Below are 12,386 nucleotides of genomic sequence, written 5' to 3' on the forward strand. Positions count from 1 at the left end.
GGCAGGGCGGTCCCGACGAGGATCCGGTTGACGCCGCGGAGACCGGCGATAGCCTCCGCGGTGTTGGCAATGGGAAAATCCGATCCGAGCAGCAGCTTGTGCGCGCAGCCCCACTCCACGGCCGCCAGCAGCGACTCGTAGCAGACCCATGGCCGAAGATAGATCGAGGACACGTCAGCGTAGACATGCGGGTGCTTGCGGATCGTCACCACCGTCTCCCTCCCCCACGGATGTCCCATGTGAGCCATTACGATCCGCAGCTCGGGGAAGCGCAGCGCCACCTCGTCGGTGACCAGCGGGTAGGTGTAGCGCAGCGGCGCGGCCCTGATCGGCGAGGCACCCTGATGGAACAGGATCGGCAGGCCGAGACGCTGGCAGTAGTCGTAGAACGCCAGCGCCGGCTCCGACAGCGGGTCGAAGTTCTGGTAGTTCGGGCCCAGTTTGACCCCGACCAGGCCCAGTTCAAGGCAGCGCTGCGCCTCCTCGAAGGCGTCCGGGGCCAGCGGGTTGACCGACATGAAGCCGATCCGCCGGGCGGGATCAGCCGCCACAAACTCGGCGGTCGCGTCGTTGGTTCGCTCCGGCGGATACGGCATGCCGGTGGCCGCCAGCGGATCCGGTACCGCGATGTTGAACACGATGGACACGTCCGCAGCGGCCATCGCCTCGTCGTAGTCGGTCCAGGAGTTCGTGGTGGTCACGTCCCGGTCAGTGCGCCAACCGGTGAAGACCTGCCGCTGCTCGGGTCGCACCGCCTCGCGGTGGGTGGGTGTGTGCGTGTGTACGTCGACGATCATCGGCTCACCAGACCTTCATCGAAAGGCGTCCACCAGGTCAGGGCGGGGAACAACACCGAGCCCTGGCTCCGCGCCGAGGCGGACCGTCGTTCCGTCGCTGTCCAATGGACGGGCCAGGATGTCCTGCGTGTAGTAGTGGGCCCCGATGATGTCCGACGGGAACTCCGACAATGCGGGCAACGCGCACGCGACGTGCAGCTGGGCCGCCGCACCGAGGCCGAATTCTCCGTTGGAGCCGAGCAGTGGCGCGATCCCGAAGGCCGCCGCGAGCTGGCCCATCGCAACGGCCCGGCCCGGCCCGCCGCTCTTGCCGACGTACAGGCTGACGCAGTCGGCGGCCTCGGCCCGGACGAGAGCCACGAGGTCCGCCAGGCCGAAGACGGCTTCATCGGCCACGACCGGTATCCCACTGTCGCGCAGGGCGCGGAGGCCGGCCAGGTCGGCCGGCGCGACCGGCTGCTCGACGAATCCGATGCCGTGGTCCACGAGCTGCCGCACCGCGCGGAACGCGTCTGCCCGCGACCATCCGCCATTGGCGTCGACACCGAGGAAGGCATCCGGGCCGACCAGTTCCCGGGCCCGGGAAACTCGGGCGACGTCCGCGGCCACGCCCAGCCCCACCTTGACCTTGAAGGCGCGAAACCCGAGAGCACGCGCGGTCCCGTACACCTGGTCAAGCCCCGGTCCGTCACCGGACAGCGAAAGTTTGATCGGCACCCGGTCGCGGTAGGCGCCACCGAGGGCGACCGCCAGCGGCACGTCCAGCGTGCGCGCGTAGGCGTCCCACAAGGCGGTGGCGACGCCCGCCTTGGTGAACGGGTTGCCGGCGAGGAGCCGGTCCATCAGCGTCTCGAGGGCGCCGACCGGCGCCAGGGGCCGGCCGACGAGAGCCGGCGCGAGCAGGTCGCGGATGAAATGATCGGCCGTGCAGCCGTCCTCGCCACTCCACAGTGGCGTCGCACTGACCTCGCCGTAGCCGACGACGTCGCCGCTGGTGACGACCCGGACGAGGAGGAAGTCGGACCGGTCGTGGGCGCCGCGTGCTCCCCGGACCACCAGGCCGGGGTGCGCCGGCAGGCTGACCGGCAGGGTCTGCACTGCCGCGATCGTCGCGCTCATCACGTCGCCCTGGCAAGGAGGCGGCGAGGGTTGTCCACGAGCATCGCGTGGCGCTGGTCCTCCGTGATTCCCCAGCCGCCGATCTCGGCCACCCGAGCCACCGCATAGTCCTGGCTCTTGCGGTCCGACAGCCCGGCGTCTGTGCCAAATAGCACCTTGTCGGCCGGCGCCTCGGCGAGAATCCGCCGGGCGGCGTACGGCGGAGTGCCGCAGATGCACAGGTAGAGGTTGACTGTCTCCCGGGTCAGGGCGAGCGCTTCCCGCCAGCAGTCGTGCAGGCCACCATGCCCGAGCACCACCGGGAGCGTCGGGTGTCGACGGGCCAGCGCGGCGATCTGCGCGGGCGTCGAGTAGGGCGGAGTGCCGTCGTGGCTCAGCAGAATCCCGCGGTGGGCGGTCAGCGCCTCGCAGATCGGATCGAGGGTGGCCTCGTGCATGCTGAAGCCCTGCAGCCACGGATGGAGCTTGAGGCCGCGCAGCCCGAGAACGGTCATCATGCGGTCGACCTCGGCCGCGGCGTCGGGGTGGCGGGGATGCACGGTGCCGAATCCGGCCAGCCGTTGCGGGTACTGTCCGACGAACGCCGCCAGTTCGTCATTGGCCTGCGGTCGGGCGTCGAACAGGCCGTCGTGGCTGAGGACCACCGCCAGATCCACGCCTGCGGCATCCATGAACGTCACGAAATCGTCGGCGCTGAACGGCGCGCCACCCAGCCAGGTGGCGGTGCGCCATGCCGGTGTGTGCGTGTGGAAATCGATCACAGGACCCTCGCAACGCCGACGATCCGGTCGGCGAGAGACGCCACCATCTGGTCGAACCGGCGTTTCCCGGTTGCGGCGTCGGCGACCTCCGGTCGGTCGGTGTAGCCGTCGATTGCCTGCCACACTGCGCCGCTGTGCAGGTCGACGCCGGCGACGGTGGGCGGCTGCGGCGACCGAGGTCGGGGCACGGCGTCCCGTACGAGGTGGGGACGGAGCGCCAGCACCAGGGAGGTCTCGAACTCGCCTGCGTGCCCGGGCACCGGAACCTGCGGCTCAGCGTCGGCCGCACGCCAGTAGTCGACGTGCCCGACCGCCAGGTCGTAACGGGTGCTGGCCGCCGCCGCCGCGGAGTGGCAAACCCCGACGTTGCCGCCGTGCCCGTTGACGACGATCAGCCGGCGGCCACCTTGGACGGCGATCGACCGGGCAAGGTCCAGCAGGACGGCCGAGAGTGTCTCCGGGGTGAGGGACAGCGTGCCGCCGAAGGGCAGGTGGTGGTCGGAGGCGCCGACCGGGATGGCCGGTGCCACGAGCAGAGGTCGGCGGCAGCGGTCCGCCGCCTGATCGGCGGCGGCCGTGCACACACTGTCGGCGATCAGCGCGTCGGTTCCGGTGGGTAGGTGGGGGCCGTGTTGTTCGGTGGCGCCCACCGGGAGCAGGACGATCGCTTCGGGCAGCTGATCGGTGAGGGTCTGACGGTCGGTCTCGGCCCAGCGCACGGCGGACGCCATGGGCGCCACCTTTCAGTATCCGGGAGAAATCTTCCGTTTCACGAATACTAGGAGATGAGCTTCATCGCGGGCAATGCCCCGGACGGACATCCGAGCCGCCGGGACACCTCCGCAGCCAGCCGCAACACCCCGGCCGCCGCCGACTTTCGTCGCTTACCCCGCAGGTCGCGGGCGAAGCCGGTCACGCCGACAGAGCCTGCGACCTGTCCCTGGGCATCGAAGAAGGGGGCGGCGACGCACGCCACCTCGGCCTGCTCCTCCTCGTCCTCCACCGCATAACCGCGGCTGCGGACGTCGTCGAGCAGCTTGCGGAAAGCCGCCTCGCTGCTGTCGCCGGCGGCCGGTCCACGTCCGGGGACCAGCCGCGGCAGCAACGCTTCGAGCTCGCCCTCCGGCAGGTACGCCGCGATGGCCCGGCCGAGGGCCGTCAGGTTGAACGGAGATACCTTGCCCGGGTAGGTGTCGAACTGAATGAAGCCGGCGGTCGCCGCCTTGGCGACGTAGACCACACTCGCTCCGTCGAGCACGCCGATGTGCACCGGCATCTCCAGTTCGTCGGCCAGCGCCCTCATCTCCGGCTGCGCCACCGAGGACGGGTCGACCTTACGGACGAGCTGGCTGGCCAGACCGTACAGGCGCAGAGTGGGGTGCCAGAAGTGGCTGCGACCGACGACCCGGCGAGCCGCGTACCCGCGGCGCTCCAGCGTGTAGACGATACTGGCGCAGGTCGCCAGCGGTATATCGGTGGCCTTCGCCAGCGCCGTGAGGGTCAGCTCCTCGTCGGCCGCGACCAGCCTTTCGATGACCGTCAGCGCGCGATCGACCGCAGGGGACGGCGCGCGGTCCGCCGCTCCGACCTGTTCGGGCATCGCCATACCGGTTCCTCCATGTCCGAGTCGGACTGTACCGACGGTGGCCGCCCCGTGTCGCCATGAGCGTACGGGCTGACGCCTCTCGCTCAATCCCTCGGTACGCCACGTCGTTCTTCCCAGTTGCAGAAGAAGAAGCTACCGTATTTACAGCATTCGGTATCTAGATTCGGAATGCCGAGCATGCCGGGTGCCGCAGCCCGCGGAGCGATCGTCGGCAGGAGGGCAGGCATGTTGTCGTCGAGCAGAAGTGCGGAGTCCCGCCCGTGGGTGCCACCCAACGGCGTCCGCGCCGTGTTGGTGGGTGGGAACACCGTCGGCGCGGCGGTCCGGGAATGTCGCCCCCGCGCCGACGGCTACCGGCACATCGACACCCCCGCGTTGATCGCGCATCTGCGCGAACTCGGCGTCACCACCTACCTCTTCGGGGTCTGGGACAGCCCAACCGATTGGGACGATCTGTGCAGCGAGTTCCTGCCGGCGGCCGCGGAGGCGGGCATCGCGGTGTGGCCGTACCTGGTTCCGCCCTCCGAGACCGACGAGAACGGCCGCGCCTCCCGGCCGTACCTCACGGACTACGTGGCCTGGTCACGGGCTGTCGCCGAGGCGTCCGTCCGGCACCCCAACCTGACCGCGTGGGCCATCGACGACTTCGAGTTCGAGGTGAACGCCCGCCTGTTCACCCCCGAGTACATGGCCCGGATCCGCGAGACACAGCAGGAGATCAACCCCGAGCTGGGCTTCCTCACCTGCGTCTACTACCGCGTCGCACTCGACGACGCGTTCCTCGACAAGTACGCCCCGTTCATCGACGGCGTGATCTACCCGTTCCTCGACGGCCCGAACAACAACACCCAGACGGCCGGCTCGCTGCGCCGTTGCCTGGCGGAGGTCCGGGCCAAGACCCGTCCCCGGGGTCTAGGTCTGGTGCTGCTGGTCTACGCCGGCCGGTTTCTGGCCGCGCCACTCGGTCCGACCGAGTCGTACGTGCGCGAGGCCGTGGAGACGGGCCTGCGCTGCACGGCCGAAGGCACGATTGAGGGCGTCATCGCGTACGGCACCCAACTGGACGACGCACCCACCATCTCGTCGGAGAACAAGGCGATGTACGGCGTTGGGCGGCTGAGCCTCGCACTGCCCTCGGAGATCCCAGTGGCGGCCGGTACGTGGGCCCAGGCCAGCCAGCTGATCCATCCGGACCCGGCAGCGGCCCGCTACGAGTTGTCGTTCTGGCATTTCGACGAGTTCGCGGCAACCAGTCCCACCGCTGGCCGGGTGATCAAGGAGGTCCTCGTCGACGACATGGTGGCGTGGAGCTGCGACATCCATCATGAGCCGTGGCCGTTGTGGATCCAGGGGCACAGTCTCCAGGGCCCGATCGACCTGACATCTCACCTTTCCGGCAAGAGGACGGCGACGCTCACCCTCCGCCTGCGCACCACGCAGGAGGTCACGGATGCCCGGGTCGACGTCGGGTTCGACCACTTGGAGGCGGTCGGCTTCACCCTGGCCAATCCCGGTTTCGAGGAACCGACCGGATGGGAGCTGGCCGACAGTGGCGGCCCGGCGATGGCCGCGATCGACATCTTCGTTGCCGACCGGCCCCGCCGGATCCGGCGAACCGTCGCCGACTGCTTCGCGAGCGCCACAGCCCCGGCCGCCACGCCGGGCGGCTGAGTAGTCAGCCGGTGAGCCCCCGGCCCACGCCGAGGACGTCGTGATCGTCGCGGGCTGCGGGGCGATCTCCCCACGTATTCGGTCGCCCGAGGGTGAGCGAGCATCTGATCGGGATCGATGTCGGTAAGGCCGGTAGCACGTCTGCCTTGCCCAGGAGTAGCCGAAAGTGCCGCTTGCGCGACGATGTGAGCCGCCATTACTCTTGCAAATATCAATTCCATCTTCGGAATGCTGAAGACCGTTGATCGGAGGTCTCAGTGTCGACACACATGAACCAGTCCGGCGGCCTGCATCGTCGGGGCTTCCTGCAGTTGGCTGGCCTCGCCGGCCTGGGTTCCACATTGGCCGCCTGCGGGCTCGGGGAGGAAGACAAGGGTTCCGGCGGAAGCAGGCTCAACTTCTGGCTCACCCCCAACGCCTCCCCGGAGGCGATGAAGCAGTTCACCGACCAGATGGCTTCTGGTTTCCAGCAGGTCTCGAAGGGTGCCAGGGTCTCAAGCCTTGTCATCCCTTGGGAGAACGCGCTGACGAAGTACACCGCCGCGTTCTCAGGCGGCAATCCGCCGGACCTCACCTACCAAATCATTCCGTGGATGAACAAGTGGCGCTCCACCGGGGTGCTCGCCGACTTCAAGCAGATGGCGAGCAAGGAGGAGCTCGCCTCGTTCACCGATGGACAGCCTGAGTCCTACCTCAAGGCCGCTACTGGGGACAAGGGCGAGCTGTTCGCTGTTCCCTTCACCCAGGGGTTCCAGCCGCTCGCCATGAACCTCGCCGCCTGGGAAAAGGCGGGCAAGCCCCCGCTTCCGACCACCCTCGAGGGAATGATCCCGTTCGCCGAAGCGATGACCTTCGACAAGAAGGGCCGCAACCTGAAGGACCCTGGATTCGACAAGAACAATGTCGAGCACTACGGCATGTCCTGGCCCGCACTCCCCACCGCCGAGGACAACTGGGTGTGGCAGTACTTCTGGGCATACGGAAGCGACTACATCAACGAATCCAAGGACGACATCGGCTTCAACAGCCCCGAGGGCCGCGAGGCGCTCGAGGTCATGAAGCGGCTCGTCACCTCCGGCGCCACCGCCCCGCCGACGCTGTTCGCCGATCCGACGAGGTGGGACACCGCCACGATTTCCGGCAAGACCGCCATGCAGTGGATGACCCCACTGACCAACGACATGTGCAAGCAGTTCCCGACGGCGCGGTTGAAGGTCATCGACCTTCCCTCCGGCCCGGCAGGCAAGGCCATCGTCGCCGGCTGCGGCTACTACGCGATGGCGGCCAAGAGCAAAAAGCCCGAGCTGACCTACCAGTTCGCCAAGTACCTGCTGGACCCCAAGCAAGCCGACGTCTACATCCGCCTGGCCCTGGGCCTGCCGACACGCCCGGTCCAGGGCAACTACTACGCCGAGCCTCTCGCCGACCCGCGGATGAACACCTTCCTCAACGAGGCGTCAGCCTACGGCGAGCACGCCCGCGCGACGCTCGTCCTGCCGTACCAGCCCCAGGAGTACCTTCTCGGCAAGATCAACGACTACCTGTTCGGGCGCCAGTCGCTCGATGCGATGATCTCCGAGGCCTCCAAGGGCATTCGGCAGATGGCGAAGTCGGCCAAGTGAAGCATGCGTCCTCGCAACCCGACCGCGTAAGCCTCGCTACGCAGCCGACGCACGAGCGTGGCGAAGCACGGCCCGAGCGTTCGGCGAGCCGGACACGGCTGGTCGGCGCCGAATCCACCAGCTTGCGTGTGCCTCACGGGCGGGGAGGCACACGCAAGCGGTGGGTGGATCTCACCTCGGCAGTGCCGTTCCTCCTGGGGAAGGCAGTGCTCTTCGGTGCCTTCATGCTGTTCCCATTCGTCTATACCGTCTACCTGACGTTCCAACGCGGCTCGCTACTCAGCGGCCTCCGGTTCGCCGGTCTGGACAATTACCGTGCGGTGGCCGGGGACCCGCTGTTCCGGCAGGCGCTGTGGAACACCTTCCTCTTCATGGTGGTGCTGATCCCGCTGACCTTGGTCGTCACCATCGCGCTTGGGCTACTGCTGTCCAGCTCCGTTCGTGGCATGTCGGTCTACCGTTCGTTGATCTACATGCCATCGCTGCTGTCGATCGTCGTGGCCGGACTCATCTGGAAGATGCTGATCGACGGTGAGACCGGACCACTGGAGAGATTCGCCTCGGGCGTGCTGCATCTGCGGGTTCCCTGGTTGAACGACGGCAACACTGCCATCGTCTTCCTCTCGATCGTCACCTTGTGGACCTCGGCGGGGTTTTACTCGCTGATCTTCATGTCTGCGTTCAACAACGTCTCGGACGATCTCCTCGACGCGGCGAGGGTCGACGGGGCCAGCGGATGGCAGATCTTGACCCGCGTCAAGCTGCCGCTGATCAAGCCGGTCATGCAGGTCGTCCTTGTCCTGGTGACCATCAACGCCGTGCAGGTGTTCGACCTGGTCTACGTCATCACCCAGGGTGGTCCGGGAACGGCCACGTACACCGCGATGTGGTACATCTACCAGAACGCCTTCAACGGAGGCAGCGTGCCGTACGCCGCGACGATGAGCATGGTCCTGCTGCTGGTGACCGCGATTATCGCCGCCTTCTTTATCGGTCGAGGGCGCGGTGAAGGAGCCGACGATGGCCGTGCATGAGCTGACCGGTAACGTCACCAGGCCGGCTGCGGCACGCCTTGGAGCGGGACGTCTGAGCCGAGGTCTGCGGATCGCCTCGGTTCACGCCGCCGCGATCATCGCCTCCGCTGTCTTCGCTGGACCCGTCCTGCTGATCGTGCTTGCATCGCTGCACGACTCTGTGTACGCGGACTACTCCCTCACCGTCGCCGACTGGACCCTGTCGAACTACCGGCGTCTGTTTTCTAACGAGGTTTTCGTCCGCTGGATTCTCAACAGTGTCTGGGTAGCTGCCGCGGTGACTGGACTCACGGTGGCCGTGGACGTACTGGCGGCGTATGCGTTCGCCAAGATCCGATTTGCCGCTCGGGACATCTCCTTCAGGGTCATGCTGGCGACGATGATGCTGCCGTTTTCGGCAACGCTGGTACCGGTGTATCTGCTGGCGTCCGATCTCGGGATGGTCGACCACTACACCGGACTCATCATTCCGGCTGCAGCGGGTCCGTTCGGTGTCTACCTCCTGCGCCAATTTGTGGCCGGTATCCCGGACTCACTGATGGAGGCGGCCCGCATCGACGGCGCCAACCACTGGTGGATCTTCCGGCAGGTCGTGCTGCCCCTGTGCAAGCAGCCGATGGCGGTGCTGGCCATCTTCACGTTTGTGGCTAACTGGAACTCCTTCCTCTGGCCGCTGCTGATGGCTCAGTCCGAGCACATGATGACGCTGCCCGTTGGCATCGCCACGACGAACACGCAGTTCACCCAAAACATCTCGCTGATCACCGCTGGAGCCGTGATCAGCCTCCTCCCGATGGCTTTGCTGTTCGCGGTGTTCCAACGCTACTTCGTCGGCGGCGTCCTGGCCGGCGCGGTCAAGTCCTGATCCGCCGCGATCGCTGGCAGCCTGCCGTCGTCGCACGGGCTGGGCGGCCGGTACCCCTGCGCCAGCCTGCTCAGGCTCCCCACACGAACCATCCTGTCCGGAACGTCCATGTCCGCCCCGCCCGGATATGACCAATCACCGCTCGTTGCAGGGTAGTGGTCGACGGAAGAGCATCCAACTTGGACAGCGGCCGCTTGAAGAGGAATTCCACCAGGGTCGCGTTGTCGTTGCTTCCGCTCGACGGGATGAGGTGGAAGCGTCGTTGGAACGTCAGGATGTTCGAGGCTGGCGAGAGGTACTCCTGCAACTGTTCGTCGAGCAGCCAACTGACACAGGTGGCGAAGCGGTGGTCCTCGTCGGGAAAGTGCCGGGCGAAGAAGCCACGTGCCCTGTGCAGGGCGTCTTCCACCATGTCGGGAGCGAGAGACCCCTCAGGGATGTGTAAGCCGAGTGCGTGATCACCGCGCCGCGGCACTGTCCAGACTCCGGACTGGCGATCCACATCGCACCATATTCGTTGCCGTTCGAAATGCAAACCGCCAAGCGCGTAGACGGCGCCGCGAAAGTGGAAGGTCAGCCAGTCCTGGGTATGGAGCCCACCCTCGCCATAAAGAGCACGGTAGTTGGCCATCTGCACGCCCAACGTAGCCAAGACCCGCCACGACAAGTCGTCCGGAATGCCCCGCTGCAGGTGATATCGGCGAACGTGTTCCACGGTGGCGAGGAAAACCCAGACATAGAGGTACCGGGCCGCCGGCCCGAGTTCCCGCGACAGGACAGGCCACGGATCCAGCGCCCCAACCGTTCCCATCCGGTTGACGAGCAGGCTGTGACAGCGGTTGAGCAGCCACCAAAGAGCGGGCTGCTTGTCCAAAGACGGACGTGCCGCGACGATCTCGCTGCGATCAGCCTCGGCCACGCCGAGCCGAGCGAGCAGGTCGTCCGTCTCGGCGGGCGCAGGCAGGCGGACGGCCGCGCTGGTTCGAACCTCAGCAAGTCGCTCGAGCGCCGGCCGTACATCGGGCGGTAGCCGCAAGGCGTAGGCGATCTGGGCGACCTCGTGGAATTGATTCAAGGTAAGCCTCCATGTCGCTCCAGCGCCGCGACGCCATCTGCCCGGGTGCCGGACTACGCCCAGGAAGAGCGAACTCGACGAGAACGAGTAGCAGCAACGTGAACGCCTCGGCGATGGGTTCGGCGACCGGGTGGCCCATGTTCATCCGCTGCCCGCGCACCGAGCATCGCGGGGGCGCGGCTGCGGTGTGGCCAGCACGTCGGACACGGTCATCAGTCAGCTCCGTTCGTGGAGCCCGGGAACGCTCCGCTTCGCGGGCGATCAGCAGACCCGCCAGATCATGCGACCCACCGTATTCGCTTCCGTCGACTTTCGCCCCCGTGGATGGTGGTCTGTGCACACTCAGCGAGGCCGGCTCGGGCCCCGTCGGCCACCGCCCACCAGCCGCTGCGCGGCCCGCCTGACCACAGTGACTGGCGACTCGCATACTGACCGACATGAGTGCTTCCGGTTGGAGACTCAACCCGCCGCCCGAGCCTTTCCACCGGGCCGGCTGGCGGGGCCACCTGCGCCTCGCCTGGGCCCGGCTGCTCCGGCTCACCGCGAAGTCGTAAGCCGCCACTGCACCTGCCCACCCGGCCGCGCCTTTCGGCCCGCGCCCGACCGCGACCTCCGTCGCCGACTTGCCGGCCAGCGGGTCCATCGCCTGCCGTGGGACGCGACTTTAGCTCCTACCTCGCTGGTTTGCAGTAGGTCATCCGTTCCACAAGAGCCAATCGAGCACGAGTTGCCCACCAGCCGGTCAGCTGCAGCACCAGCCAGTCCTCGGCGATGAACTGCATCCAGCTGCCGAGGTGCGACACGAACTGCCCAGCCAGGAAGGCCCGAAGTTGGGTTGCCGCAGCGAGGTGAAGCCAGCACAGCTACAGGACGATCGGGCCGGCGTCGATCAGCAGGGCCGGCGCGACCACGCTCTCCATGAACACCGTCTCGCCGCGTTCCCGTTCCCGGCCCACCGCCAGGACCGCGCGCAGCACCTCGTCCATCCGGAAGGTCAGCCGTACCGGCGGATGCCAGGCGACCGGCCGACCGTGGTCGACCCAGCAGGTGGCATCCCGAGTGGTGCCGGTTACCAAGGTGTCCTTCGGATGCAGCACGCGCAGGTAGTCCAACCGGCTTACCAGCAGCCCGGGGCCGCAGGCGGCAAGAAGCTCAGCGTCGCTGGCCGTCCCCGGTGCCACTAGCAGGTGCGAGGGGGACGGGTCGGCGCCGAACCGCCACCCGGCGGGCACGGCGTGCCCGGTCGACAGGCCACTGGTCACGGCGGCGCGCGCGCGGTCGGAGACCACGCCGACGAGGACGCCGTGGTCGATCAGTGGAGTGCGTCGTCGCGGCGTCCCTTCCGGGTCGAAGCCGCTGGGCAGCCCAGCTGGGTCCGTACCGTCATCGGTCAGCGTGAGCAGTTCGCTGGCCACCGGCTGCCCGAGTCTGCGGGCCACCGCCGTGCGTCCCTCGGCGTAACCGGCCGCGCCGAGCGCCACGTAGCCGTACGTGGCGAGCAGGGTGATGACCGCCTGTGGGCGCAACAGCACGCGGCACGGCCCGCGGAACGGCTCGCGAGTGGGCAGCGGCGAGAGATCGGCGCGCAGCCGATCCGCCACCTCGCTCACTTTGATCGCGCCGGCGTCGCGATGCAGCAGGCGCACGCTGGCCGACCGGTCGCCGATGTCGGCGATCGCCTGCAGCGACGCCTTGGTCAGGGTCTCGGCACGGAATAGGCCGTCGGTGTCGGCGACGACGCGGTCGATCACCTCGTGGCGGATCGAGCCGCCGAGCGCCATGCGGGGGCCGAGCCCGGCGCGGACGGCATCGAACCAGCGGTACCCGGTACCGCTA

Annotated in this window: 11 protein-coding genes; 4 read left to right on the forward strand and 7 right to left on the reverse strand. The window is 67.6% G+C overall.

Annotated features, from left to right (window positions below):
- The 5 genes from ONA70_RS28930 to ONA70_RS28950 form a co-directional block, all read right to left on the reverse strand.
- The coding region (locus tag ONA70_RS28930) for an amidohydrolase family protein (RefSeq protein WP_265009656.1) at positions 1-797 on the reverse strand (797 nt) is incomplete at its 3' end.
- 15 nt (positions 798-812) lie between these two features.
- Complete coding sequence (locus ONA70_RS28935; protein WP_265009657.1) at positions 813-1,916, reverse strand: mandelate racemase/muconate lactonizing enzyme family protein; 1,104 nt, start codon at positions 1,914-1,916, stop codon at positions 813-815.
- A complete protein-coding gene (locus tag ONA70_RS28940) occupies positions 1,916-2,677 on the reverse strand; it encodes an amidohydrolase family protein (protein WP_265009658.1) in 762 nt (253 codons plus the stop codon). Before ONA70_RS28940 ends, ONA70_RS28935 begins: the two co-directional genes overlap by 1 nt.
- Positions 2,674-3,408, reverse strand: coding sequence for a creatininase family protein (locus ONA70_RS28945; RefSeq protein ID WP_265009659.1), 735 nt, complete (start codon positions 3,406-3,408; stop codon positions 2,674-2,676). The genes ONA70_RS28940 and ONA70_RS28945 overlap by 4 nt, the downstream gene beginning before the upstream one ends.
- A 47-nt stretch (positions 3,409-3,455) precedes the next feature.
- The gene (locus ONA70_RS28950; RefSeq protein WP_265009660.1) at positions 3,456-4,283 is read right to left on the reverse strand and encodes an IclR family transcriptional regulator; all 828 of its coding nucleotides are present in this window, start codon (positions 4,281-4,283) and stop codon (positions 3,456-3,458) included.
- 117 nt (positions 4,284-4,400) lie between these two features.
- Here ONA70_RS28950 and ONA70_RS28955 point away from each other — a divergent pair, with 117 nt between their 5' ends.
- From ONA70_RS28955 to ONA70_RS28970, 4 genes are all read left to right on the forward strand, one after another.
- On the forward strand, positions 4,401-5,954 hold the full coding sequence (locus ONA70_RS28955; protein WP_265009661.1) for a hypothetical protein: 1,554 nt from the start codon (positions 4,401-4,403) through the stop codon (positions 5,952-5,954).
- Positions 5,955-6,223: 269 nt separating this feature from the next.
- Positions 6,224-7,576, forward strand: coding sequence for an ABC transporter substrate-binding protein (locus ONA70_RS28960; protein WP_265009662.1), 1,353 nt, complete (start codon positions 6,224-6,226; stop codon positions 7,574-7,576).
- A 164-nt stretch (positions 7,577-7,740) separates the two neighbouring features.
- Entirely contained in the window at positions 7,741-8,610 is an 870-nt protein-coding gene (locus tag ONA70_RS28965) for a carbohydrate ABC transporter permease (RefSeq protein WP_265009663.1), read from the forward strand.
- A complete protein-coding gene (locus ONA70_RS28970) occupies positions 8,597-9,475 on the forward strand; it encodes a carbohydrate ABC transporter permease (RefSeq protein WP_265009664.1) in 879 nt (292 codons plus the stop codon). Before ONA70_RS28965 ends, ONA70_RS28970 begins: the two co-directional genes overlap by 14 nt.
- A gap of 70 nt (positions 9,476-9,545) precedes the next feature.
- On the opposite strand, the gene ONA70_RS28975 is transcribed toward ONA70_RS28970, so the two are convergent.
- Both ONA70_RS28975 and ONA70_RS28980 read right to left on the reverse strand, forming a co-directional pair.
- Positions 9,546-10,550 (reverse strand): acyltransferase domain-containing protein, encoded by a 1,005-nt coding sequence (locus ONA70_RS28975; protein WP_265009665.1) that lies wholly within the window; start codon positions 10,548-10,550, stop codon positions 9,546-9,548.
- An 863-nt stretch (positions 10,551-11,413) separates the two neighbouring features.
- Positions 11,414-12,386 (reverse strand): metallopeptidase TldD-related protein (locus tag ONA70_RS28980; protein WP_265009666.1); only part of this gene is annotated, 973 nt, incomplete at its 5' end.

This window comes from Micromonospora yasonensis, from assembly GCF_026013475.1.
Lineage (GTDB): Bacteria > Actinomycetota > Actinomycetes > Mycobacteriales > Micromonosporaceae > Micromonospora > Micromonospora yasonensis.